Source organism: Actinoplanes regularis (genome assembly GCF_900188005.1).
In the GTDB taxonomy this organism is placed as follows: Bacteria; Actinomycetota; Actinomycetes; order Mycobacteriales; family Micromonosporaceae; genus Actinoplanes; species Actinoplanes regularis.
Window position 1 is genome coordinate 61,465 of the sequence record NZ_FZNR01000010.1, and the last position, 24,161, is coordinate 85,625.

The 24,161-nt window shown below is 71.4% G+C and carries 28 protein-coding genes and 1 riboswitch; of the genes, 17 read left to right on the forward strand and 11 right to left on the reverse strand.

The window, feature by feature from the left end:
• Positions 1–52: 52 nt before the first annotated feature.
• Positions 53–1,192: a Glu/Leu/Phe/Val dehydrogenase dimerization domain-containing protein gene (locus CHC09_RS25005; RefSeq protein ID WP_089295629.1), complete on the forward strand. Its 1,140-nt coding sequence runs from the start codon at positions 53–55 to the stop codon at positions 1,190–1,192.
• A gap of 109 nt (positions 1,193–1,301) precedes the next feature.
• Here CHC09_RS25005 and CHC09_RS25010 read toward each other — a convergent pair whose 3' ends face one another.
• The 3 genes from CHC09_RS25010 to CHC09_RS48490 all read right to left on the reverse strand — a co-directional run bounded on the left by CHC09_RS25010 (position 1,302) and on the right by CHC09_RS48490 (position 5,247).
• Positions 1,302–1,529, reverse strand: a complete 228-nt coding sequence (locus CHC09_RS25010; RefSeq protein WP_089295630.1) for a hypothetical protein — start codon at positions 1,527–1,529, stop codon at positions 1,302–1,304.
• A 740-nt stretch (positions 1,530–2,269) separates the two neighbouring features.
• Positions 2,270–2,797, reverse strand: a complete 528-nt coding sequence (locus CHC09_RS25015) for a LuxR family transcriptional regulator (protein WP_089295631.1) — start codon at positions 2,795–2,797, stop codon at positions 2,270–2,272.
• The gene (locus tag CHC09_RS48490) at positions 2,794–5,247 is read right to left on the reverse strand and encodes a LuxR C-terminal-related transcriptional regulator (RefSeq protein WP_089295632.1); all 2,454 of its coding nucleotides are present in this window, start codon (positions 5,245–5,247) and stop codon (positions 2,794–2,796) included. The genes CHC09_RS25015 and CHC09_RS48490 overlap by 4 nt, the downstream gene beginning before the upstream one ends.
• A gap of 179 nt (positions 5,248–5,426) precedes the next feature.
• On the opposite strand from CHC09_RS48490, the gene CHC09_RS25025 reads away from it, so the two are divergent.
• The 10 genes from CHC09_RS25025 to CHC09_RS25070 all read left to right on the forward strand — a co-directional run bounded on the left by CHC09_RS25025 (position 5,427) and on the right by CHC09_RS25070 (position 14,091).
• Entirely contained in the window at positions 5,427–6,926 is a 1,500-nt protein-coding gene (locus CHC09_RS25025) for a dynamin family protein (protein ID WP_089295633.1), read from the forward strand.
• Entirely contained in the window at positions 6,914–8,713 is a 1,800-nt protein-coding gene (locus tag CHC09_RS25030; RefSeq protein WP_089295634.1) for a dynamin family protein, read from the forward strand. Before CHC09_RS25025 ends, CHC09_RS25030 begins: the two co-directional genes overlap by 13 nt.
• A 4-nt stretch (positions 8,714–8,717) precedes the next feature.
• Positions 8,718–9,185: a hypothetical protein gene (locus CHC09_RS25035; RefSeq protein WP_089295635.1), complete on the forward strand. Its 468-nt coding sequence runs from the start codon at positions 8,718–8,720 to the stop codon at positions 9,183–9,185.
• A gap of 71 nt (positions 9,186–9,256) precedes the next feature.
• A complete protein-coding gene (locus CHC09_RS25040) occupies positions 9,257–10,633 on the forward strand; it encodes an MFS transporter (protein WP_089295636.1) in 1,377 nt (458 codons plus the stop codon).
• Positions 10,633–10,989, forward strand: coding sequence for a GntR family transcriptional regulator (locus tag CHC09_RS25045; RefSeq protein WP_089295637.1), 357 nt, complete (start codon positions 10,633–10,635; stop codon positions 10,987–10,989). Before CHC09_RS25040 ends, CHC09_RS25045 begins: the two co-directional genes overlap by 1 nt.
• Before the next feature lie 178 nt (positions 10,990–11,167).
• Positions 11,168–11,830: a DUF998 domain-containing protein gene (locus CHC09_RS25050; RefSeq protein WP_089295638.1), complete on the forward strand. Its 663-nt coding sequence runs from the start codon at positions 11,168–11,170 to the stop codon at positions 11,828–11,830.
• A 17-nt stretch (positions 11,831–11,847) separates the two neighbouring features.
• Positions 11,848–12,552: an MOSC domain-containing protein gene (locus CHC09_RS25055; protein ID WP_089295639.1), complete on the forward strand. Its 705-nt coding sequence runs from the start codon at positions 11,848–11,850 to the stop codon at positions 12,550–12,552.
• A 39-nt stretch (positions 12,553–12,591) separates the two neighbouring features.
• Complete coding sequence (locus CHC09_RS25060) at positions 12,592–13,017, forward strand: nitroreductase family deazaflavin-dependent oxidoreductase (RefSeq protein ID WP_089295640.1); 426 nt, start codon at positions 12,592–12,594, stop codon at positions 13,015–13,017.
• A gap of 82 nt (positions 13,018–13,099) precedes the next feature.
• Positions 13,100–13,534, forward strand: coding sequence for a GNAT family N-acetyltransferase (locus tag CHC09_RS25065; RefSeq protein ID WP_089295641.1), 435 nt, complete (start codon positions 13,100–13,102; stop codon positions 13,532–13,534).
• A gap of 53 nt (positions 13,535–13,587) precedes the next feature.
• On the forward strand, positions 13,588–14,091 hold the full coding sequence (locus CHC09_RS25070; RefSeq protein WP_089295642.1) for an NUDIX domain-containing protein: 504 nt from the start codon (positions 13,588–13,590) through the stop codon (positions 14,089–14,091).
• A gap of 10 nt (positions 14,092–14,101) precedes the next feature.
• Here CHC09_RS25070 and CHC09_RS25075 read toward each other — a convergent pair whose 3' ends face one another.
• Entirely contained in the window at positions 14,102–14,479 is a 378-nt protein-coding gene (locus tag CHC09_RS25075; RefSeq protein WP_143232529.1) for an LppU/SCO3897 family protein, read from the reverse strand.
• Between the two features lie 508 nt (positions 14,480–14,987).
• Between CHC09_RS25075 and CHC09_RS47840 the strand changes: the two genes are divergently transcribed.
• Positions 14,988–15,419 carry a hypothetical protein gene (locus CHC09_RS47840; RefSeq protein WP_239138510.1) on the forward strand — a complete coding sequence of 144 codons (432 nt, stop codon included), beginning with the start codon at positions 14,988–14,990 and terminating at the stop codon, positions 15,417–15,419.
• An 86-nt stretch (positions 15,420–15,505) separates the two neighbouring features.
• Positions 15,506–15,967 carry a hypothetical protein gene (locus CHC09_RS25085; RefSeq protein WP_089295644.1) on the forward strand — a complete coding sequence of 154 codons (462 nt, stop codon included), beginning with the start codon at positions 15,506–15,508 and terminating at the stop codon, positions 15,965–15,967.
• A gap of 157 nt (positions 15,968–16,124) precedes the next feature.
• On the opposite strand, the gene CHC09_RS25090 is transcribed toward CHC09_RS25085, so the two are convergent.
• Positions 16,125–16,589, reverse strand: a complete 465-nt coding sequence (locus tag CHC09_RS25090; protein ID WP_089295645.1) for a hypothetical protein — start codon at positions 16,587–16,589, stop codon at positions 16,125–16,127.
• 206 nt (positions 16,590–16,795) lie between these two features.
• Here CHC09_RS25090 and CHC09_RS47150 point away from each other — a divergent pair, with 206 nt between their 5' ends.
• The gene (locus CHC09_RS47150; RefSeq protein WP_203833208.1) at positions 16,796–17,002 is read left to right on the forward strand and encodes a hypothetical protein; all 207 of its coding nucleotides are present in this window, start codon (positions 16,796–16,798) and stop codon (positions 17,000–17,002) included.
• Between the two features lie 97 nt (positions 17,003–17,099).
• On the opposite strand, the gene CHC09_RS25100 is transcribed toward CHC09_RS47150, so the two are convergent.
• The 4 genes from CHC09_RS25100 to CHC09_RS25115 all read right to left on the reverse strand — a co-directional run bounded on the left by CHC09_RS25100 (position 17,100) and on the right by CHC09_RS25115 (position 19,753).
• Positions 17,100–17,867: a maleylpyruvate isomerase family mycothiol-dependent enzyme gene (locus CHC09_RS25100; RefSeq protein WP_089295646.1), complete on the reverse strand. Its 768-nt coding sequence runs from the start codon at positions 17,865–17,867 to the stop codon at positions 17,100–17,102.
• A gap of 53 nt (positions 17,868–17,920) precedes the next feature.
• Entirely contained in the window at positions 17,921–18,457 is a 537-nt protein-coding gene (locus tag CHC09_RS25105; protein WP_089295647.1) for a GNAT family N-acetyltransferase, read from the reverse strand.
• 116 nt (positions 18,458–18,573) lie between these two features.
• On the reverse strand, positions 18,574–18,942 hold the full coding sequence (locus tag CHC09_RS25110; RefSeq protein ID WP_089295648.1) for a hypothetical protein: 369 nt from the start codon (positions 18,940–18,942) through the stop codon (positions 18,574–18,576).
• Between the two features lie 46 nt (positions 18,943–18,988).
• Positions 18,989–19,753: a lysophospholipid acyltransferase family protein gene (locus CHC09_RS25115; protein ID WP_089295649.1), complete on the reverse strand. Its 765-nt coding sequence runs from the start codon at positions 19,751–19,753 to the stop codon at positions 18,989–18,991.
• Between the two features lie 126 nt (positions 19,754–19,879).
• A riboswitch (guanidine-III (ykkC-III) riboswitch) is annotated at positions 19,880–19,945 on the forward strand.
• Between the two features lie 15 nt (positions 19,946–19,960).
• Between CHC09_RS25115 and CHC09_RS25120 the strand changes: the two genes are divergently transcribed.
• Entirely contained in the window at positions 19,961–20,275 is a 315-nt protein-coding gene (locus tag CHC09_RS25120; RefSeq protein ID WP_089295650.1) for a DMT family transporter, read from the forward strand.
• Between the two features lie 10 nt (positions 20,276–20,285).
• Positions 20,286–20,636 (forward strand): hypothetical protein, encoded by a 351-nt coding sequence (locus CHC09_RS25125; RefSeq protein ID WP_089295651.1) that lies wholly within the window; start codon positions 20,286–20,288, stop codon positions 20,634–20,636.
• A gap of 110 nt (positions 20,637–20,746) precedes the next feature.
• Here the strand turns inward: CHC09_RS25125 and CHC09_RS25130 are convergent, their stop codons facing one another.
• Positions 20,747–21,814 carry a MerR family transcriptional regulator gene (locus CHC09_RS25130; RefSeq protein ID WP_089295652.1) on the reverse strand — a complete coding sequence of 356 codons (1,068 nt, stop codon included), beginning with the start codon at positions 21,812–21,814 and terminating at the stop codon, positions 20,747–20,749.
• 791 nt (positions 21,815–22,605) lie between these two features.
• Between CHC09_RS25130 and CHC09_RS25140 the strand changes: the two genes are divergently transcribed.
• Complete coding sequence (locus tag CHC09_RS25140; RefSeq protein ID WP_089295654.1) at positions 22,606–23,196, forward strand: MerR family transcriptional regulator; 591 nt, start codon at positions 22,606–22,608, stop codon at positions 23,194–23,196.
• 269 nt (positions 23,197–23,465) lie between these two features.
• On the opposite strand, the gene CHC09_RS25145 is transcribed toward CHC09_RS25140, so the two are convergent.
• On the reverse strand, positions 23,466–24,083 hold the full coding sequence (locus tag CHC09_RS25145; RefSeq protein ID WP_239138509.1) for a PilZ domain-containing protein: 618 nt from the start codon (positions 24,081–24,083) through the stop codon (positions 23,466–23,468).
• Positions 24,084–24,161: the final 78 nt, after the last annotated feature.

Below are 24,161 nucleotides of genomic sequence, written 5' to 3' on the forward strand. Positions count from 1 at the left end.
ACATCGTCCGGAATCAGCGGGTGAATCTCGATCAACTGGCTAGCGTCGAGGCATGGAACACGAACTTGTCATCACCGAACGTGGCCGCCGTTCGGGGCTGCCGATCACCGTCGCGGTGCACGCGACCGGCCGTGGCATGGCCGCCGGCGGCTGCCGGCTCGAGCACTACCCGCACTGGCGTGACGGCCTCGACGACGCGTTGCGGCTGTCGGCGGCGATGACCGGCAAGTGCGCGGTCGCCGGCCTGCCGCTCGGCGGCGGAAAGACCGTGGTGACCCTGCCGGACCGGCGCGCGCCCGCTCCCGCCGCCCGCCGCGATCTGCTGCACGACGTCGGCGACGTGATCGCCTCCCTGGACGGCCGCTACGCGACCGGCCCGGACGTCGGCACCGGGCCCGACGACATGACGGTGATCGCCGAACGCACCCGGCACGTCTTCTGCCGGCCGCGCTCCGCCGGCGGCAGCGGTGACTCGTCCCCGCACACCGCCGCCGGGGTGCTCGCCGCCCTGCGGACGGTCTGCGCCGACCGGTTCGGATCAGCCGACCTGGCCGGCCGCAGCTTCGCGATCCTGGGCCTGGGCCGGGTCGGCGCGCACATCGCGGCGCTGCTCGCGGCGGCCGGCGCCCGGCTGATCGCCGCCGACGTCGACACCGCCCGGCGGGTGGTCGCCGCGCGGCACGGCGCCACCTGGGTCAGCCCGCGGGACTGCCTGACCGCCGCGGTGGACGTGCTGGTCCCGGCCGCGCTCGGCGGCCTGCTGACCGCGGCGTCGGTGCCGGCGTTGCGGTGCGCGGCGATCGCCGGGCCGGCCAACAACCAGCTGGATGCCGCGGGCACCGCGGGCCTGCTGCACGAGCGGGGCATCCTGTGGGCACCGGACATCGCGGTCAGCGCGGGCGGGCTGATCCATGCGACCGCCGTCGAACTGCTGCACGAGACTCCGGAGCGGGCGGCCGCCCGAGTACACGGCATCGGCGACACGCTGGCGGCGATCCTGAACACCGCCCGCACGGACGCGGTAAGCCCGGCAACGGTCGTGGATCAGCTCGTCGCCCGGTCACTCGGCCCGGTCGGGTCTCGCCCGAAACCGGCTTCCGGCAAGAGTTCGCCGCCGGCCGACGCCGCCGGCACGGTGACCCGGCCGGCGATGACGTCATGGCCCAGCGCCGGTTCGCGGGACCGACCGTGACGCGCGGCACTGCCCGGGGGCGCCGCAAGCGCCGCGCGGGAATGTCACGGGGCTTGGCTTGGGCCTGGCCACGGGGCCCCACAGGTCGTACCTGGAAATGATTTTGAACTTATTGCTGTGTTGTGTGGTTTGCCGGAATCGGGTCGAGGGTCATCTTTTCCGGGTCGTCGCCCGGGGCGCCGCGGTTGGCGTGCAGCCGGTTGATGCCGGCGTTGCTGCTGCCGCTCGCGGGGGTCGTGGAGGTCGGCGGCTCGTCGGTCTGGAACGTGCCCTCCTCCTCAAAGCCGGAGATGTGCTGGTCGGTGCTGGCTCCGGCGACACTGTCGCTGCTGCTCACGGTGGGCCTCCTTGCTCTGGTGTGCGGATGGATACCCGCGATCGGCCCAGCGCACCCCTGCCCGCAGGCGGCCGGCTCCGCATTCTTTCGGCGGCGCCCGTCATAGGGGTGACGGCCGGACAGGACCCGTCGTCGCGCCTGCGAGTGAATCGAGACATGGATGCTGAGCGAGATCATGTACGTGACGGTCTACGTCACCGATCAGGACCGCGCGCTGGAGTTTTAGGCCTGGCGAAGCGGATCGACTCCCGTGGCCGGACGGGCGTTTCCTCACCGTCGGCGTGCCCGCTAGCCCGGTGCAGATCGTCCTGTGGTCGCACCCGGCGACCGCCGGACAGCCCGGTGATGTCGGCGGGCAGTCGTGCCCGGTCCGCTGATCCTCGGCTCCGACGATCTGCGCAGGGATCTCGAGGTTCTGCGCGGGCGCGGCGTCGTCTTCGAGCAAGTCCGAGATCCGGCAGTACGCGCATGCGGACGCCGAGGACGTGGTCCAGGAGGCCTGGCTGCGTCTCGCACGTCAGGACGAGGCGGTCATCGGCAACCTGACGGGCTGGCTGACGACCGTTGGTGTCCGCGTTTCGTGCGGCCGCGGTCAGTATCACCGGCCTCCACATCGTCGTCGACCCGGCCAAGCTCGCGGCGATCGACCTGGCCGTCCCGGCTTGAGCCGGCTCGACACCGACGGCTACCGGCCGAGGTTGCCGGCTGAGATCTTTCGGGCGATCTCACCGGGGCAGGCGTTACTCCGGCTGCCGTTGCCGCAGGTAGGCCAGGACCGCTTCGCGGGTGGTGCGTACGCCGAACAGCGCGCGGGCCTCGGCGATACGACGGTTCGCGGTACGCAGGGACAGGAATTCGGCGGCGGCCGCCGCGGCGATGGTGTCACCGGCCGCGAGCCGGTCGAGCAGTGCGCGCTGCTCCGGGATGAGGCTGGCGACCGGATCACCGCCGTCGGTCCCGCGCTGAACCGCCCCGATCCGGCCGAGATCGTCGATCAGTGCCCGCCCGGCCGGAGACTCGGCGTCGCAGACCGCGACGACGCCGGCCCCGCGAGCGGCGGCGAGCACGGCCAGCCGGATGGCGTCGGTGTCGTCGTCGCCGATGCGCCCGTGCAGGACGATGCGGGCGCCGCCGACGTCCCAGGCCGGGTCGGGCAGGGCGAACCCGGGCCGGGCGGTCCAGCCTTCGCGGGCCAGGCGGCGCAGGACGGCGTCGGCGTCGGCCGCGGTGGCAACTACGTGGCGTGGTGCGTCGGGTTGTGTGTTCACCGGCCATCCTCGCTGTTGTCGCTGGTGTCGGGCCGGGTCGGGGACGCGGCGAAGGCGAGGGCTGCGGCTTCGGTGCGGGTGCGGGCGCCGAGTTTGCGCATGCTCGCCCGGATGTGGGTGTCGACGGTCTCGGTGGAGATGCCGAGTTGCCCGGCGATGCGGCGGGTGGGTTCGCCGGCCGCGACCAGTCGTAGCACGTCCTGTTCGCGCTGGGTGAGCCCGCCTTCGGAGCGGCGGCCGCGCACGTCGCGGTGCAGGCCGTGCTGGCGCAGGCCGCGGCGGGCGCGGCCGGCGAGCACGGTCAGGCCGGCCGCGTCGGCGAGTTCTTCGGCGTGCAGCAGTGCCGCGACCGCCCGTTCGCGGTCCTGATCGGTCAGTCCGGCCGCGAGCAGGCAGCGGATCTGTTCGCGCAGGGCGACCTGTCGCCAGCTGTCGGCGGCGGCCGGGAAGCCGTAGCCGACGGCCCAGGCGGTCAGGGTCCGGCGGGCCGGTCCGGGCAGGCCGGTGGGGATCGCGGCGCTGGCGGGTACGCCGAGGTCGTGCGCCGCCCAGCGGGCGGTGATCGCGTGCAGGCCGGCGAGCAGGCCGTCGCTGTCGTCGGTGCGGCGTTCGCCGCGTTCGGGTTGCCCGTCGAGCCAGGCGGCCTCGCGGGCGACCCAGTCGGCGGCCGGGTGTGTGGTGGCGCCCTTGAGCCGGGAGCGGGCCGCGGCCAGCAGGCCGGTGTCGGCTTCGATCAGCGCGGTCGCGGCGGTCGCGTAGGCCTGGGCCTGCTCGGGCAGGGCCAGGTCGGTGAGGTTCGCGGCGCGTCGTACGACCCCGTCGACCCCGTCGGCGCCGCCGTGCAGGGCCAGGGCCCAGTCGGCGGCGGCGATGAACCGGGTCTGCCAGCCGTAGGCCAGGGCGTCGCCGGCCTCCTGCGCGGCGCGCAGCGCGGCGGCCGCGGATTCCGTCAGGCGCCCGTCGGCGGCGAGGTGTTCGACCAGCAGCCACGCGCTCCAGCGGGTGATCAGCGGGTCGCCGCCGGGGGCGGCGACCGCGGCCAGGTCGGTGTCCCAGCCGGGGGCCCGGTGCACGGCGCGGACCGCGGCGATGGCCGCGGCGACGCCGGGCAGCGGCTCGGGGTGCCGGGCGGCGACCTTGTCGGCCAGGTCGAGTGCGGACATCGGGGCGGTGGCCAGGGCCGCCAGCAGCAGCACCCGGTCGCGGGCGGCGACGACGGCGGCCGCGGCGGCGTCGGGGACGCCACGGACGGCGTCGCGGGCCGCGGCCGGGTCGCCGCCCTGCAGCAGTGCTTCGCCGTGCAGGACGGCGACCTCCAGGGCCAGGGGGGCGGCTGCCCCGGTTGCCCGGGCGCCCGCGCCGGCCAGCACGGAGGCGGCCTCGCCGGGCCGCCCGGCGACCAGGAGCGCGTCCGCTGCCGCGAGCCGTACCCGCAGGTCGACCGGGGTGTCCAGGCCGCAGGCGAACAGCAGCAGGGTGGCGCGTTCCCCGCCGGCGGCCAGGTCGGCGGCGGCCAGCGCCTGCCGGTACGCGCCGGCGGGGTCGCCGGCGGCGGCCAGGTGCCGGGCCGCTTCGGCCGGTGGCGTGAGCTGGGCCAGTCGCTGGTGCATGTCGGCGCGGGCGGCCGCGTCCAGCAGCCCGGCCGCGGTCTCGGCCACGTAGGCCGACACGGGGAACAGGGCGCCACCGGGTTCGGCGGCGACCAGGCCGGCGGCTTGCAGGTCGGCGGCGCCGGGGCCGAGCAGTCCGGCCGGGGCGGGGCGGCCCAGCAGGCCGAGCGCGGCCAGGGCGGTGCGCGCCGGTCGCGGCAGGTCGGCCAGGGCGGCCGCGATCGCGTACGCCATCTGGTCGATGTCGTGGGACGCGGCGGCGCGGCCGGCGGCGGCCTGCCGGGCCAGTCCGATGATCGCCAGGGGGTTCCCGCCGGCGCGGGTGACGACCGCGCCGAGCGTGGTCTCGTCCAGTCGTGCGGCGGTGCGCCGGGCCAGGGCGAGGGCCTCGTCGGCGGTGAGCGGGGGCACCGGCAGCCAGGCGGTCGCGGCCTCGCGCAACGCCTGGTGCAGGTCGTCGGGCAGCCGGTGCGGGGTGCGCAGGGCGACCAGGACCCGGCAGGAGCGGGCCAGGTGCGGCAGGGCCGCGATCGTGGCCGGGTCGCAGTGCTGCACGTCGTCGAGGACGAGCACGCCGCCACGCACCCGGGAGCGGACCGCTTCGGCGAGCAGGTGCACGTCGTCGCCGGGCAGCCGGGCTCGCACGGCCCGCGACAACGCGAGCGCGGGCACGTTGGCGAGCATGGCCAGGCCGCCTCCGGCGTGCACGGGACCGCCGGCCGCGGCGGCGACGCGCTGCAGCAGGGTGCTGCGGCCGCACCCGGGCGGTCCGGTGAGCACGACGAGGGCCGGGCCGTGACGCAGAGTGGAGGATGCGGCCAGGTAAGGCTCGTCCGCCACTAGTGGTTCTCCTTCCCTGGCACGAACACGGGATCCCCGGGGCGGTATCGGCATCCGTAGGCTGTGCTGCGGACAGGTGAGGAAACCTGTGTCCCCAGCGAGAAAGGGCCCCGTTTCGTGACGCCGACTGCCGCCTTCTGCATATTGTCGCTGACGGTGTGCTCAGCTGACGAGTCGCGGTGACCGGCCCGCTGAGTAGCCGCCTGGCTACACTGTGTCACGATATTGTCACGGAATTCGACTCCGATGCTGGTGGCCAGGTACGACAGATCGGCAACCGCCTACACGAACCGTTACGGGTCGCGATCGCCGGGCGCCTGAAAGCCGGAAAGTCGACACTAGTAAACGCCCTTATCGGTAGGCGGGTCGCCCCTACCGCCGCCGGCGAGTGCACCAGAGTCGTCACCCGCTTCCGCTACGGGCCCGCCGACCGCGTCGACGTCGTCACCCGCGACGGCCGCCACCGCAGCCTGCCCCTGGACGACGACGGCATGGTCCCCGCCCGACTGGGCACCCCCGCCGCGCAGATCGCCTACCTCGACGTCACCCTCACCGACGACCGGCTGCGGACCCTCACCGTCGTCGACACCCCCGGACTGTCCTCGACCGACACCGCGTCCAGCGACCGCGCCCAGCGGGTCGTCGGCGACGCCCCGTTCGACGACGACATCGACGCCGACTCGGCCGGCGAGATCGCCGCCGCCGAAGCCGTCATCTACGTGTTCACCCAGGCGGTCCGCGCCGACGACGTCCGCGCCCTGGACGCGTTCCACGACGCGTCGGCCCGCCTGGCCACCAGCCCGATCAACGCCCTGGCCGTCCTCGGCCGGATCGACACCCTGGCCGGCGGCGCCGACGACCCGTGGCCGGTCGCCGTCCCCCTGGCCACTGCGCAGGCCGCCCTGCTGCGCCGCACCGTCGGCGACGTCGTACCCCTGGCCGGCCTGATCGCCGAGACCGCCGGCGCCGGCCGGCTCACCGACGCCGACCGCGACGCCCTCGCCCAGCTCGCCGGCCTGCCCGCCGACGACCTGCAACTGCTGCTCACCTCCGCGGACCTGTTCCGGTCCCTGCCCGCCCCGATCGACCCGGAGCGCCGCGAACGGCTCCTGACCCGCCTCGACCTGTACGGCATCGGCTTCGCCTGCGCGAACCTGGCCGCCGAGCCCCGCCTGGGCACCGGCGAACTGGCCCGCCGCCTGCTCGCCGCGTCCGGCCTGCCCCGGCTGCGGCACACCCTCGAGCAGTCGTTCGGCTGGCGCTCCGACGCGATCAAGGCCGGCTGGGCGCTGACCCGCCTGGAACGCATCGCCGGGCACACCGGCGACCCACGCCTGCGCACCCGCGTACGCGACGCCCTCGAACACGTGCTGCGCGACCCCGCCTACCACCGGCTGCGCCTGCTCGACGCCGCCCAGCGCGCCGCGACCGGCGCCGTACGACTGCCCGCCGACCGCGAGAGCGAACTGATCCGCCTGGCCACCTCCGACGACCCCCGCTTCATCCTCAACCTGCCGCACGCCGCCGACCACGAGATCACCACCGCCGCGATCGCCGCCGCCGGCCGCTGGCGCGCCTACGCCGTCGACGGCGCCGGCCCCGCCCAGGCCCGCATCGCCCACATCGCCCACCGCGGCTTCCAGCTGCTCGCCCAGGAGGTACGTCAATGCGCGACCTGACCGCCCTCATGGACACCGCCGTCCGCGACGCGATCGCGTTCCTGCGCACCACCGACATGGACGCCGCCGCCGACCTGACCGAACTACGCCGCGTGCACCTGACCCGCCCCGGCGTGGTCGTCGTCGGCGAAACCAAACGCGGCAAGAGCTCCCTGGTCAACGCCCTGCTCGGCGTCCCCGGCCTGTCCCCGGTCGACGCGGCCGTCACGACCGCCGCCTACCTCGGCTTCGTCCCCGGCCCCGCGTTCAGCGCCCGCGCCTGGCTGCCCGAGGGCGGCGAACCGGTTCCCGTCGACGACCTGGCCGACTGGGCCACCGGCAAACGCCGCGCCCGCCGCATCGAGGTCACCCACCCCGCACCCCTGCTGCAGTACCTGAGCCTGCTCGACACCCCCGGCGCCGGCGGCCTCGACCCGGTGCACGCCACCGTCGCCCTCGACGCCGTCCGCCGCGGCACCGCCCTGCTCTTCGTCGCCGACGCCTCCGCCCCCCTGTCCCAGCCCGAACTGCAGTTCCTCGCCCAGGCCGCCGAACGCGTCGACGCCGTCGTCTTCGCCCTCACCAAGATCGACGCCTATCCGCAGTGGCGGCGCATCGCCGACGACAACCGCGACCTGCTGCGGGCCCACGCGCCCCGCTTCGCCGCAGCCCCCTGGTTCCCCGTCTCCGCCCGCCTGGCCGAACTGGCCCTCGCGGCCGACGGCGCCCGCCAGACCGCCCTGGCCGACGCCTCCAAGATCCCCGACCTGCAACACGCCCTGATCGAACTCGCCGGCCGCGGCCACCAGCTGCAACTGGCCAACGTGCTGCGCGCCGCCCGCGGCGAACTCGGCCGCCTGCAGACCCAGGCCGAGGCCAAGGTGCAGGCCGCGACCGCCGACCCGGCCCGCCAGGCCCAGCTGCGCGCCGACCGCGCCGAACTCGCCGCGAGCAAACGCACCGAATCACGCCAATGGGCGCTGCTGCTCAGCGCCGAGGTCCAGCGCGCCCGCGTCGAGACCGTCGGCGCGCTGCGCAGCCGCGTCGCCGACCTCCAGCAGGACCTCAGCGCCCGCGTCGACAAGATGCGCGGCGACCAGCTCACCAAACTGCCCGACGACGTCGACACCCACCTGCAGGCCGTTGCCGCCGACCTGTCCGAACGCCTGGAGACCACGTTCGCCCAGGTCGCCGAGGCGGTCCTGGCGAAAGCCTTCGACGACACCGAACGTGACGCGGTCCTCGGCAAGCTCAACGCCACCCTGCGGCACGCCCTGGCCGCGACCCCGCCGCGCGACGGCTCCGGCGACAACCTGCTGATCGCCCTCTCCGCCGGCGGCATCGCGTTCATGGCCGGCCGCGGCGCCGCCCTCGGCATGTCCGTGCTCGGCGCCGCCGGCGGCCTGCTCATCCCGGTCGCCGGCATCGGACTCGGCCTCGCCGCCGGCGGCTACGTCCTCTACCGCCGCCGCGTGCACACCGACCGCCAGCACGCCCGCGGCTGGCTGCGCGACGTCCTCACCGAAGCCCGCGCCGCCCTCGCCGACGAGATCACGGTCCGCTTCACCGACCTGCAGTACGCCCTCTCGGTCGCCCTCGACGACGCCACCCAGCGGCGACTGCGCGACCTCGACGCCCAGATCGCCGACATCGACGCGGCCGCCGCGGAGGACACCGCCGGCCGCGCCCGACGCCGCGCCGCGGCACAGCAGGAACTCGACTCCGTACGGGTACGGGTACGGCAGGCCGACGAGGCCCTGCTACGGGCACGCGCCCTGACCCCGGCCCCCCTCGACGACGAAAGGTAAGAAAATGAGCGACCACTGGGGCGGATTCGACCACCACGACGACGACGGCCTGCCCGACTTCGGCGACCCGCACGACCTGCCCGACACCCACGAACTGCACACCCCGGACCTGGACGGCCACGACGACTTCGAGCACCACGACACCCCGCTCGCCGAACACGACGACGACGGCACCGGCCTGGACGACCTGCCTCAGGCCCACGAGAGCCTGCCGGACGCCGACGACTTCCCGCCCACCCTGGAGATCGGCGACCTGCCCGAACCCGTCGACGGGTTCCCGTGGGTCGACTCGGCCACCCTCGGCAGCGCCGACCCCTACGACCCGCCCGTCGAAACCGTCGACCCGCACGACCTGGCCGCCTACGCCGGCGTCGAGGTCCCCGACGGCGTCGACCCGTGGACCGTCCTGACCGCCTCCGACGACCCGGCCGTCGCCGCCCTCGCCCGTTGGTGGACACCAGATGAACAGTGACCTGGATCTCGCCTGAACGCCCCGCGGATGGCATCATGTGCGCGCACCGACCCACAACTGGAGCACACACGATGGCCGTCACCGGCACACCGACACCCGTTCCCGCCGGCAAGCGCGAACGCACCGGCTGGTACATGTACGACTGGGCCAACTCGGCGTTCTCCACCACGGTGATCACGGTCTTCCTCGGACCGTTCCTGACCACCGTCACCGAACAGGCCGCCGGCTGCGCCATCGACGCCGACGAGTGCCACGCGTCGGTGCACCCGCTCGGGCTCACCATCGCCGCCGGCTCCTACTTCCCGTACCTGGTGTCGCTGTCGGTGCTGCTCACCGTCTTCGTCCTGCCGGTGATGGGCGCCGTGGCCGACCGCGCCCCCCGCAAGAAGCCCCTGCTCGCCGCCGCCGCCTTCCTCGGCGCCGGCGCCACCGTCGCGATGGCCTTCGTCACCGGCGACCGCTACCTGCTCGGCGGCGCCCTGTTCCTCGTCGCCAACATCGCGTTCGGCGCGTCCGTCGTCGTCTACAACTCGTTCCTGCCCCAGCTGAGCGGCCCCGACGACCGCGACCGCGTCTCCAGCCGCGGCTGGGCCATCGGCTACCTCGGCGGCGGCGTCCTGCTGCTGCTCAACCTCGCCGCCGTCACCCTGCTCAGCCAGGACGACAACCCACAACGGACCCTCGACCTGGCCCGCTGGTCGATCGTGTCCGCCGGCGTCTGGTGGGCCGCCTTCACCCTGCTGCCCCTGCTGTGGCTACGCGAACACCCTGGTACCGACAGCACCGCCGAACGCGGCAACGTCGTCACCGACGGATTCCGGCAACTACGCCACACCCTCAAGGCCATGCGGGCGTACCCGCTGACGCTCGCCTTCCTCGGCGCCTACCTGATCTACAACGACGGCATCCAGACCGTCATCTCCCTGGCCAGCCAATTCGGCACCGAAGAACTCAAACTCGAACAATCCACCCTGATCATCACCATCCTGATCGTGCAGTTCCTCGCCTTCGGCGGCGCCCTGCTGCTGGGCGCCCTCGCCAACCGCATCGGCGCCCGCAACACCATCCTGGTCAGCCTCACCCTCTGGCTCGGCGTCGTCGTCGCCGCGTTCTGGCTACCCGCCGAAGCGCCCGTACCGTTCATGCTCCTGGGCGCCGGCATCGGCCTGGTCATGGGCGGCAGCCAAGCCCTGAGCCGAAGCCTGTTCTCCCAGCTGATCCCCGAAGGCCGCGAAGGCGAGTACTACGGCTTCTACGAGATCAGCGACAAGGGCACCAGCTGGCTCGGCCCCCTCTTCTTCGGCCTGATCTTCCAGCTCACCAACAGCTACCGCCTCGGCATCGTCTCGCTCGTCGTGTTCTTCCTGCTCGGCGGCGTTCTGCTCGCCCTGGTTCCGATCCGGCGGGCCATCGTCGCCGCCGGCAACACACCCCCGAAACTCATCTGATGGACATCACCGTCGACCACGACTCACCCGTCGCCCCCTACGAACAGGTCCGGCTGCGCATCGCCGCGCTCGCCGCCGACGGCACCCTGGCCGCCGGCACCAGACTCCCCCCGGTCCGCCAACTCGCCACCGACCTCGGCCTGGCCGCCAACACCGTCGCCCGCGCCTACAAGGAACTCGAACAGGCCGGCCTGGTCGAGACCCGCGGCCGGGCCGGAACAGTGATCACCGCTCGCGCGACCGGCACGTCCCTGCGGGCCCAGAACGCCGCCAACACGTACGTCCAGACGACGCGCGCCCTGGGCATCCCACCCGACACCGCCCTCGCCCTGGTCAAAGCCGCCCTGCAGGCCTAGCGGCCCCGTGGGGCGACCTCGTCCTCACCGGCTTCGACCGCAGCACCGCACGGAGGTCGGCGAAAGAGGTCACAGGCGAGACTCCAGACAGTCGGGGCTGGGGTATACCTTGCCCTACCCGGCATCGGCCACCTGCGGGTAGTGCGCCGCCGACGACCCGGATGATCTCCTCGTCGGCATGAACCCGTCCCGCCTCGCCCGCATCGGCGCGTCCTGCTGGATCCTGGCCGCGCCCCTGTTCCTCGCCGCCAATGTGCTCACCGCTCTGCGATGGCACAACCCCGCCTTCAGCTGGGCCACCCACAACATCAGCGACCTCGGCAACGTCCACTGCGGGATCTGGGACACCACTCGGCCCCGGAACGTCTGCTCGCCCTGGCACCCACTGATGAACACCGCGATCCTGGCCACCGCGGCGCTACTGGCCGCCGGACTGGTCCTGACCTGGCGAGCCCTCGGCCACGGCGTCGTGGTCCGGCTGGCCCAGTCCCTGCTGCTGCTCGCCGTCCTCGGATACGCCCTCGCCGGCGCCTACCCCGCCGACGTCGACGAGAACCTGCACGTCCTCGGCGCCGTCCTGATCCTGGTGGTAGGCAACCTCGGGCTACCGATCGCCGGGCTCGCGCCCCGCACCACCACACTCGGCCGCTACCGCGTCCTCACCCTGTCCGCGGGGCTGATCGCCCTGGCCGGCTCGGTGCTCTTCTTCGCCCAGCAGGGCCTGGGCCTCGGCGTAGGCGCCATGGAGCGCGTCGCGGCGTTCCCCTTCTCCGTCTGGGCGAGCTGCGTCGGTGTCGCGCTCCTGGCCGGCGCCCGCACGCCTGGCCCGGCCCGCCCCTGATCCCCTACCGTCGACCCGTGAAGATCACCGAGATCCGCCGGTACCCGGTCAAGTCGATGCTCGGGGAGGTGGTCCCGGCCGCCGAAGTGGACGAGCGAGGGCTCGCCGGCGACCGCCTGTGGGCCGTACGCGATCCGGACGGCAAATTCGGCAGCGGCAAGAACACCCGCCGGTTCCGGCGCATGCCGGGCCTGTTCCAGCTTCGGGCGTACGCGGCACGACCGGCCCCGATCGTGGAGTTGCCCGGCGGCGCCCGCTTCGCCGCCGACGACCCGGCCGGGCACCGAGCGGTCGGCGAACTGCTCGCCCGGGCGGTGACCCTGACCCCGGAACAGGACGTCCCGCACCATGACGAGGGCCCGGTCAGCCTCATCACCACGGCCGCCCTGCGCCGGCTGACCGAACTCACCGGCGGCGAACCCGGCGGCGCCGGCGTCGACCCGCTGCGGTTTCGCGCCAACCTGCTGATCGACGTACCCGGCAGCGGCTTCCCCGAGGACGACTGGCTGGACCGCCCGTTACGGGTCGGCCCCGACGTCGTCCTGCGGCCGGTCCGCCGGCTCACCCGCTGCACCATGATCGACATGGCGCAGGACCGGGCCGGCCAACGCGACGACCTGCTCAAAGCCGTCGCCGAACACCACGACCTCACCTTCGGGGTCTTCGCGACGGTCGAACAGCCGGGCCGGATCACCACCGCGGACACCTGCTCGTGGGCATAAGTCCGGCTTCTACCGCGTACGAGAGATAGCGTATTCACGATGAGCGACTGGAACACGCAGATCATCGACGAATTCCGGGCCAACGACGGCCGCGTCGGCGGGCCCTTCGCCGGCGCGCCCATGGTGCTGGTGCACCACCGCGGCCGCAGAACCGGACGCGAACTGGTCAGCCCGATGATGTACCTGCCCCACGAGTCCGACGACGACGTCATCTACGTCTTCGCGTCCAAGGCCGGCGCGCCGCAGCACCCCGACTGGTACCACAACCTCGTCACGGCCGGCCACGCCGCCGTCGAACGCGGCACGCAGAGCTACCCGGTCCGGGTGCGGGAACTGACCGGCGACGAACGCGACCGCCGATACGACGAGCAGGCCGGCCACTACCCCGGCTTCGCCGAATACGCGGAGAAGACCGCCGGGATCCGCACGATCCCCGTCCTCGAACTCACCCGCGAAACAGCCTGAACCCGGCAGGCGCCGCTTCGCGGCCGGAAGACCCCTTTGGGCGTACGGCCATGAGCGGCTCTTCCGGGTCTAGCGTGACCGAATGACGATCGAGCTCGTGCCCCGCTTCACCGTCAACGACCGCCAGCTCAGCGCCCTGCACACCCGGGCCTTCAACGGGGACCCCTCCGACGTTCAACCCTGGTCACAACGTCTGACAAGACACGCGCTCACCTGGATCGGCGCCTTCGAAGCCGACCGGCTCATCGGGTTCGTCCAGGTCTGCTGGGACGGCGGCAGCCACGCCTTCCTGCTCGACACAGCGGTCGATCCCGAAAAGCAGCATCGCGGCATCGGCGCCGCACTGGTCGAAGCCGCGGCCAAAGAAGCCCGTGCCGCCGGATGCGAATGGCTGCACGTCGACTTCGAACCACACCTCGAACACTTCTATCTCGACAGATGCCACTTCGAAGCGACCCGTGCCGGACTGATACGACTGAAACAGGTCCGTCCTCGGCCGAGCACAGCAGGCCGTTGATAGTCTGCGGCGGTGCCGACCGTTCTGCGCTCCGCCACCACGTCCGGCAGGCCATGACGCCGAACCTGCGCCACTCCGTCCGCGCGATCATCCTCGACGAGGCCGACCGCATCCTGCTCTGCCGGTTCGAGTTCCCCCACCCGGTGGTGCCAGAGCAGGCGATGGCCGTCTGGGCCGCCCCGGGCGGCGGCATCGAACCCGGCGAGGACCGGCTGGCGGCTCTGCGCCGTGAGCTGCGTGAGGAGACCGGTCTGGCGATCACCGCCGACCCGCCGCACGTCTGGCACCAGCAAGTCGTGGCCGCCGGCCACGCTCCCGGCTTCGACGGCATCATCAACGACTACTTCCTCATCCGCGCGAACCACTTCCAGCCCCGCGGCGAGCTGACAGACGACCAACTCGCACAGGAGAACCTGGTCGCGTTCCGGTGGTGGCGCCTGACGGAGATCGCCGGCCACACGGGACCTGAACTGTTCTCACCCCGCGACCTCACAACACCCTTGACAGCGCTCCTCACAACGGGACCACCGGACCAGCCGATCCAACTCGGCCTCTAGCGGGCCGCGGTCAGGGTTTCAAGCTCTCCAGGCACAGGATCAGCACCGTGCCGTCCTGAAGCGTCTTCCAGAAGACGTCATCAGCCAGCGGAGCGCCGGAACAGACCTCGTTGAGGATGTCGTCGGTTACCGGGCTCGGCCTCGTCGCGCTGTCCACCACCCGCCTGCGGGCCGCCGGATCCTCGCACGCGACAATGCGTACGTCCGCTTCCGTCTCCCCGGCCACGCAGTCCCCGACCTCGGCCTCGAAGCGTTCGACATCCCGCACGCTCCGGACGAAGCCGAGGACGCAGCTGATCACGCCGAGGACAACGGCGATCGCGAGGATGGCCTGGACGAACGTCCGTAGGCCCGGGGCCCGAGCGCCCCCTCCGGCAGACAAAGGCATCAGCACTCCAGCGAAGTGTTGATCACAGTCGATGGCTTTCACGCTAAAACCTGCCGTCAAGCCACCGGGGATGCCCGGTCCCACGAGGAATGCCCCGGCCTCTGCCTTCGCTGCACCATGATCCGACTTGGTCCACAGTCATGATCAAGCTGACACGATGTGATCATGACTGTGGACCCGCCCGAACTTCCGGAGAGACCGGGCCGGTGGTGGAATGTGCTGCGCGCGGCCCTGCTGACCGCGTGGCTGGCCGCAGCGGCAGTGACCTGGTGGTCGGCGCCCCGGCAGGCCACCTACGACGACGCGAGAGCGGCGATAGCCGAGAAGCGCCTGACCGTGTACCAGTGGGGCGACTCCTGGGACTCCAACGACGCGCGCCCGTGGTTCGGCGGCGCGACCCTGCGGTCGACGGACACCCAGGGCCCGATCTTCGCGTGGCGCACCAGCGACGGCCGCATGCACTGGGCCGACACCAAGGACTTCGGCGAAGTGACCCCTCACCGGTGCCGTGGAGGAGAAGAGCTACTCCGGGACCGGCGCGGCCGGTATCGCCCAGGACCTGACAGCCGCCGGGCTGCAGGACCGGGCCGGGACCGTCGGCACCCGCAACCCGTGGGTCGCCGGCGCCGGCGTCGTCGCCGCCCTGGTGACCCTCGCGGTCCTGATCGCCGGCCCAGCACCCGTGCTCGGCACCCGCTGGTACTGGTTCTGGCTGACCACGACCGTCCCGTACGGCCTGGGCCTGGTGTTCTGGCTGTTCCGGGATCGTCCATGGTCACGCACCGCCCGTCCGGCCCGGCGGGCCGACGGCGGCCAACGACGCGACCGCGGATGGCTCGGCCTGCTGGCCGGCATCCTGCTGTCGCTCCTGATCGGCGTCATCGTCAGCGTGCTGCACAGCCTGATCGGCGACCAATGGGTGCCGCCGGCCCAGGCGTGATGACATCGACGGCGCCGCCCTCACGCCGGCCGGTGCCGGCCCTTGAGGAACATCGAACGAATCGTACTGGCCTAAGATTCGATCACATGATCGACATGGATGCCGTTCTCACCGGTACGAACTGGGCGGAGCTCGGCCACGCGTATGGCTCGGCCGAGGACATACCGGATCGGCTGCGGGCGCTGCTCAGCGAGGACGAGGACCGGATCGCCGAGGCATGGTGGGACCTGGGCAACCTGCTGACCCACCAGGAGTCGGTGTATCCGGCGACGGCGCCGGCTGCGCTGTTCGTGGCTGCGAGCCTGAGTGACCCGCGGACGGCAACGCGGTTCCAGGGCCGCCCGCTGCGGGCTGAACTGATCGACTGGCTGGAGATCGTCGCGGCCAGGCCGATCGAGTACGGCGACGTGTTCGACGACCCCGGCCTCGCCGAGTGCGGGGCGATCATCGGGCAGCTGCGGGAGGCCGTGGCGGCGCTCATCGAAGACCAGGACGAGTCGGTCCGGGAGTCCGTGGAGACGTTCCTGGAGACGACGGAGCCCGAATGACCGGCATCGACACCGCGGCGGAGTTCTCCCGTCGACGCCTACCGCGCCCGTCATCGGCTCGTCGTCGAGGGGTTCGCGGAAATTGAAGGGACTTCAGCGGGAACCCGAGGATCGGATGACGTGCTCGGTGGGATCGATCCGTGGGTTCGTCTCGAACTCACGGTGAGGCGTCCGGGTGTGCGGGTCTCATCGCCTCATGAAGATGGGGCTCGACCGGGCCCAGGTGCTGGTCGTAGGCCAGGACGATTTCGTCCGCGAGGTTGAGGACGCGGATGCTTCCGCTCGTGAACCGCAGCGTGATGCCGATGGCGAAGTCGATGTTCTCGCTGCGGTAGCGGATCTCCCGTGTGGAGACGATCCGCCGGCTGACGAACCGGGCCATGGGGAAGTCGGGCAGATCGTCCTCGACCGTGGTGTGGCCGTATTCGTCCATGTCGTAGGGCCCGTGAGGCTGGTCGATCTCCATGGACAATCCGTCGTTCGGCGTGTGGAACCGGACGGGGCCGAGGCCGTCCATGTGCAGCCACATGTGCAGGAGAGACGGCTCGGTCTCCCGATAGTGGTGCCACGATGTCGTCACCTTCAGCAGACGTCTGCCGACCAGGACCTCAGCGTTGATCATTCACCGACGCTGTCACAGCGCTCAACGACTCGGCACTGATTTTCGGCGAGGAGTGAACGCGGGCCTCGCCGGCACGTCAACACCGAACTCGGAACCGGATGGCGGCACATCACCTACGACATGCGGGCCCGCGGCAGATCGAAACGCTCGGCCGACTACTCGTTCGAGACGAACGTCCGAGACGTCGACACCGTATCGAGGCCGGCATGATCGCCCGCGCACGCGAACTGGGCCCGGTCCTGGACGACATCACCGCACCGACACGGTACGTCAACGCCTCCGGATCATCGTTCGGCAGCAGAGGCGACGAACAGGAACGCATCCGCGCCAGCCTCGACCAGGTCGTCGAACGCAACCCGAACATCAAAATCAGCGCGAAGGTCCCCAGCAACCACGGCACCATCCTGCGCTAGGACTTCCGGGCCATCGCCGCGGCCGTACGCGAGGTCCGCGCCCTCGACGGACAGCGACAGCGGGCGGACGGCGCACCGACCGCTGTCACACCTCCGGCTAAGCGCTCGGATCCCAGGCGATGAGCTGGTCGAAGATGCCCGCGTCCCCCTCGACCTTCAGGGACTCCGTCGGAAAACGGCCGTAGAACCACAGAACCAGCTCACTGGCCGTACCCCAGGCAGCGACATCGGCCGGCTCACCATCAACAGGTGCGGCCAGACGGGCGACCTGTGCACCGTCACCGGAGAGCCAAAGACGCCAGGAACGCCCCTCGCTCGCGTGATAATCGACGACAGCCGGCTCGTGCGGCCAAGCAGCCGTATTCGCACAGCAGGTGAACTGGAAGTCCTCGACACCGTCGACGGCGACCTCCGCCGGCAGCGGCTGCGCGTCGCCCACGGTGAGCTGCGCGTCGTAGGTGTGCACCGCGATCTCCTGCAGCTGGTGCCGGGCCACGGCACCGACGGTCTGCGGCGACTGCGACGGACCCCACCACGTCCAGCAACCACGATCCGGACCGGCCTCCCGCAACGCGTCCAGCAGGGCCTGAGTCGACGCGGCCAGCCAGGCCAGCAGGGCCTCGCGCTCCGCCGGAACAGGCGGAGCATCCGCCGGCGTGACCTTGGCCGTCGCGTCGGGACCCGCCGCGACCGTGGCAGCCCAGGAGTAGCGCCCGACGCCCAGGTGCTGCGCCAGATCGAACAGCGTCCACTCGGGACACGTCGGAACCCGCACATCCAGGCTGGGCGCGGTGGCGATCGCGGCCCGGAAGGCGACGGACCGCTCGTCGATCAGACGCAGCAGGTCGGGGAACTCCAAGATCATTTCCACCGGGGCAACCTATCACCACCGTCCCCAACCGAAAACCGATTTACCGCTCACCCGGCGGCGATCGCCTTCCGCATGCGGACCAGCGGAACCGGGACCCCACCGCCGGCGTCACTCACCTGCTCGACGGGGACGAACCCGGCCGCGCGGTAGAGCGGCTCCCCCGACAGCGTCGCCATCAGCTCGAGCGTGGTGAAACCCTCGGCAGCGGCGGCCGCCTCGCTAAGCTCCAGGATCAGCCGGCCGACACCACGACGGGCGAAATCCGGGTGGGTGTACATCGCCCGGACCTTCGCCGGGTCCGTCGCCGGATCCAGCAGGGCCGCGTCACGGCCCGCGGAGTGATCACCGCCGTACAGCGTGGCCCGGCGGCTCCAGCCACCGCATCCGGCGAACCGGCCCTCGGCCTCGACCACGAAGTACGTACCGTCACTGATCAACGCGGTGTCCAGGCCCATGATCGCCCGGCTGGCGGCGATCTGGTCGTCGTTCAGGAAACCCTTCTGCAGTTCCCCGATCGCCGTGCCGATCAGCGACTCCAGCCGGGGCAGATCATCCGGGCCGGCGAGTCGATGGGTGTACGTCATATCCCCCACATCCGGAATCCAAGGTTCTTCTGGGTCGTCGGCGAAGCCGGCCTTTTTGGATCTGGTGCGGCTTGCCGCACTGCCTCTGAGCCGTCCTAGGATGTTGAAGGTCGCACTCAAGGGCCCCAATCCAGCTGCGACTGCGGAACACCGACCGAGCGACCGTACGCCACCGCCTCCTCACGACCGGCGGCGTCACCCACCTCGTACCGAAATATGCGACCGGCATAGACCACGACGTGCTCGGCACCGGACCGAAGATCCGCATACCACCCACCGTCGGCGGCGAGAGCGGCACTGAGAGCGGCCGCCAACTCCTCCACGCGCTCCACCGGGGCAGCGACATCCAGCAACGTCCAGACCGACGGCTGGCCCGCGGCCGGCGCCGCGACGTTGACCCGCGACACCCGGGTCAGCTCGAGACCCGGCACCGCCAGCGCGGCACCGGGACGCAGACTCTCCGCCAGAATCCGTCCCTTGACCATGCCGGTGATCCTGCCACCCGAGTCCGACAAAAATCGGCCGACAGCCTCAGGACCGCGGCCGCACCCGGGACATGTCCACAGGCCGGGACCGGTCCACGAACCTCGGGGTCTCCATCTCACCGGCCCGCAACGGTGCCAGCGTCACATCGATCCCATCCATGATCAACCGGGTGGCGCGCATCGCCTGCGCACCCGGCGTCCCGGACACCGCCGAAAGATCCACCGGCACGCCGAAACCCACCTGAACCACCGGACGCCGCACCAACGCCCGCAACAACGCACCGACGATGTTCTTCGGCGCCTCATACGGCAACACCGCGTGCGCACCCCACTGCGCCACCGGCAACACCGGCGCACCGGTCATCGCGGCCATCCGGGCCACACCGGTCTTGCCCCGCTCCGGCCACATCCACGGATCCAGCCCGATCCTGCCCTCCGGATAGAGCAGCACCATCGAACCGTCCTTCAACGCCTGCGCCGCCGCCGGCAACGCATCCGCCACCTGCGCCTTCCCACGATCGACCCGGATGTGCTCACACGCGCGCATCGCCGCACCCACCACCGGCGCGTCGAACAGACCACCCGTCATCATGATCCGCGGCGCGATACCCACCTTGTGAAACGCGGCCACCATCACCAGCGGATCGAACGGGCTGACGTGATTGGCCGCCAGGATCACCGGCCCGCCACGCAGCCCGGCCGGCACCGTCCCCGACACCCGCAGCCGGCAGAACGGGAAAATCACCACCCGGGACAGGGCGAGCAGGAACCGCCACAGCAGCGGCGGTCGCCAGGTAGTCGACGTTTCCATAGGCGGGCCATGATGGCATGCCGCCGCACCCGACATCCACCGGCCGGTCAGCACATCCGAACCTGAGGACTTCACCGATGAAATCCGTCACGGCGACACCGCGCCGACGGTGCTACCGTACGTAACGGCGCCGCACCGCGAGCGCCCCGGACGAGTTGCGCGTCGTACCCGGCCTGACAAGACGACCGCCTTCAGGGGTGAATCGTCATGGCATGGCTCGTGCTCGTCATCTCCGGCCTACTGGAAGCCGTCTGGGCCGTCGCCCTCGACCGCAGCGCAGGCTTCACCCGGCCGCTCGCCACCGCCGTCTTCGGCGTCGCACTCGTGCTCAGCATGGTCGGCCTCGGATACTCGCTACGGACGATCCCGGTCGGCACCGGCTACGCGGTGTGGGTCGGCATCGGCGCGGTCACCACCGCGATCACCGGAATGGTCGCGCTCGGCGAAAACACTTCGCCAATGAAGATCCTTTGCTTGCTGTTGGTGGTGGGTGGCGTGGTGGGATTGAAGTACGCCCACTAGGAGGCCCCCCATGCACATCGCGGCCATCGTCCTGTTCGGCCTGCTCGCCGCCACCGGCGTCAGCGGCCTGGCCCACGGCGTCGACAGCCTCGCCGTACCCATGATCCTGGCCGGCCTCGCCGGCATCGCGGTCGCGTCCGCCGCCCGCCTCAAACGCTGGGTCCGCCCCGCACAATCCACCGCGATCGCCGCCGCACTACTGCTCGTGGCGGCCGGGGCCCTACTCGCCCCGGCCGGCACCGAGCGCGCCATGGTGATCGGCACCGACATCCTCATCGGGGCGCTGCTGGTGGCGTTCGCCCTCCTCGCCCCGGCCCGGGCAACCCCTCCCCCATCGGCAACCCGCCCCTCCGGCAGGTAAGACGGGCCCACCGCCGGGGCCACTCGTCCGCCAAGGGCCTCCCCCGCCCCGAACCAGCAGGACTCGTGTGTGCTCCCCGCGCTGTTGCGGGGAGCACACACGAGCGTCGCCTACCCCGCGACGAGCTCAGCGACGACGCAGGCAATGTTGTCCGGCGCCCCCGCGGCCCGAGCCAGATCGATCAGGTCCCGCACCGCGACCTCAGGGTCGGCGGCGGCACTCAGCACCGACCCCAGCTCGGCCCGGCCGACGACCGCGGACAGCCCGTCGGAACACAACAGATACCGATCACCGGGCAGGACGGTACGCAGCGCGAGATCAGCCTCGACCTGCCGCCCACCACCCAGCGCACGCACCAGCAGCGCACGCTCGGGATGCACGGCGGCCTCGTCCCGGTCGAGCCTCCCGTGATCCACCTGCGTCTGCACCCAGGTGTGATCCTGCGTGAGCAGAGACAGCTCGCCACCCCGCAGCAGATACGCCCGGGTGTCACCGACGTGCACCAGCGCCACCCGAGAGCCACTACGCAGCAACGCGGTCAGAGTGGTCACCGGCTGACAGTCGTCCGTCGCCAGCGCGCGAACGGTGCGATCCACGTCGGCGACCGCACCGGCCAGCATGCTCAGCAGGTCGGCGGCCGGCACATCGGCGAGCTCCAACGCCTTGAGCGCGTCGATGGCGGCCGTGCTCGCCGCCGCGCCGCCGGGACCCCGCATACCATCGGCGACGGCCAGCAGCCGCTCCCCGGCGTACGCGGCGTCCTCGTTGCTGTCCCGCACGATCCCGGTGTCACAACCGGCGGCGTAGCGGACGGAGAGGGTGGAATTCGCTTGAGACACGGTGGTGCCCCTTCCTGATAGGTGCTCCACGAGGAGGCCGGCAAGCCGCGCCCGAGCCGCGGTGTCGGCGGTCACCTGCTGCCAGTACGCGGTGATCGCCTCGGCCGCCGCGACGGGCTCCAGGCCGCACACGGTGCGGATCTCCGCCAGGGGCATGCCGAGCCGGCGTAGCTGGGCGACCAGCCGGGCCAGCGGCAGCTGCTCCGGGTCGTAGAGCCGGTAACCGGACTCGGGGTCGACCGCGGCCGGCGGCAGGAGCCCGAGCTGGTCGTACAGGCGCAGCGCCTTCGGTGTCAGGTGTGTCGCCCGGGCGAACGCCCCGATCGTCAGCAGCTCCACGTTTCCTCCTCGTGCCGGTCACAGCGACCGGCACGCATCAGGCTGGGGCTTGCCCAAAGGGCAAGGTCAAGACTCTTGCTGTACGGGTGTCCGGTGCCGTGACGCCGTCGCGTTTGGCTGTTGTCCCCGTACGGGTCGGGCTCACCGTACGTACCTGGGAAAAGGGCTTGTGGGCTGGTCGGCGAAGCCGTCCTTTGTGGTGTTCGGGTGCGGCTTGCCGCACTGCCTCTAAGGCATCCTAGGATTCTAGGTTGAAGGTAGGTGGCCGAGGGTGGCCCCGATGCTGCTGACCGAGGCTGGTCATGGTCCTCGGCCGCGGGTCGGCCGCATCGTTTCCGGCAGGCTGGTCCTAAGGTTCGACCCGGTGGATAGCTTGCCGGGCGGTCGCGACATCCCGGTGGCGGTGGGCCTCGGAGGGCCGGTCCCCGGCGTCCTGGTCGACGGCAGCGTCAATGGGCTGCGTCTGACGGAGGCCCGGTGGATATCAGAGGTGCTCGGGACTGGCCTGCCGGACGGCGCTGCTGGGTCGTCAGAGGTGCCAAGCATCTCCTGGTGACCAGCCGGGCTTCCACATGCCTGTCGGTACTTCTGAGTTCCGGAGGTCGGCGGCGCCCGGACAAGCTCGAGTCCACGTCACCGTGCGGCGGAGGGGCGGCCCGTCGTTCGGAGAGATCCGGGGCCCTAGGGAAAGCCATGCCGCCGGAGCGGGCCGTTCTTCGGAGAAATTCGGGGCTTGAACCTGCCCCTGGGGAAGGTCATAGCGTTCTGGGCGTACCCGGAAAGGAGGTTCGGTGGACGAGTCCCAGCGCGAGTGGCGCGTCGGGGAGCTGGCACGAGTGACGCGCGTGACGGTTCGGGCGCTGCACCACTACGACCGGCTCGGGCTGCTCAGGCCGTCGGCCCGCACCGCGGGCGGGCACCGGTGCTACACCGGTGAGGACGTGCGGAAGCTGCACGTCATTCTGGCGCTGCGTGGGTTCGGGCTGAGCCTGGCGGAGATCCGCGACACGCTCGGCGAGACCGTCGGCGATCCGGTCGGGTTGCTGCGGCGGCAGCTGACCGAGACCGAGGAACGGATCCGGCGCGGGATGAGTCTGCGGGCCCGCCTGCTCGGGGTGCTCGACGCGCTCGGCCGGATGGACGAGCCGTCGACGTCGGAATTCCTTCAGCTGATCGAGGAGATGAACACGATGTCCCAACCACTCACCCCGGAACAGATCGCCGAGATGCAGCGGAAACGACAGGAATGGGCCGCTTCGCTGAGCCCGGAGGAACTGGCGGAGACAGGCCGGCGGCGCTCGGCGGCCCTCGCGGCGATGACGCCGGAGCAGGTCGAGGCCATGCAGGCGCAGCGCGCTCGGCTGATGCCACAGCACGACTGACGTCAGCACGGGGCGGCACGCAGGTTCGACGCACGCCGGTCATGGCACGGCACGACCAGCTGTCCGTTGCCAACGAAGTTTGTCCGCGCCATCGAATCATGTTCCAGGTGAGGTTCTTGCCATCGAACTCTGTCCGCCAGAGATGCCCGCGCTTGCCCTTAACACTGCGCTCATGGTGACTATTGGCAGGGCCTGATCGACTCGAAACGGTCTCTAGCAAGTTGCGCTCGGTCGTCTCCGGCGCCATCAGCCACCGGCGGGCACCGGAGTTACTGAGTCTCCTGAAAGGCGTCAAGGCGGGCGCGGGTCTCGGCGTCCACGTCCACGAACAGCAGGCGGACGTCGCCGACTTCGTCGCTGCCGTGCACCTGACAGTTGATTTCCGCGGGGCCGTCCGGCAGCAACATTTCGAGGGTGACCGGCTGGCCGGGGGCCAGCCCGTCAACCATGTCGATCAACGCTTCCTCGCCGAGGTCGTCGACGTCGAGATCGACGATGACGCGTGCCCCGCCCACGGACAGGTCAATCGCCAGGCCCGGAAACATCTGACCCGATGGCAGGATCAGTACGACCGGCACCTGCACCGAGGAGCGCCGGAAGCGTCGCCGGTCGACGGCACCCATGCTCATGTCCACCCGCATGTACACGCCGGGCATGCCACCGGCAGGCGGGGGCACCACCGTGCCCACGATGCTGAAGCCGGCGCCGTTCTGTGTCCAGAGCAAGGCCACGTCGACACCGATCATGGCGAACCCGGAGAGGTTCAGCCGAAGCGTGCCGTCGCTTTCACGCGAGACCCGGCAGATCTGGGCCGGGCCGCCGCCGAGCGACGCGCTGGCGGTCGGGGCGGTCCACGGCTGTGGTTCCTCGGTGGTCTGGCCCATCATTGTCGGATCTTTCTGGGCGTACCGATCGCGGTCCCGTCGAATCCTCTCCACAGCGACAGTACCCTCGCGAGCGGCCCT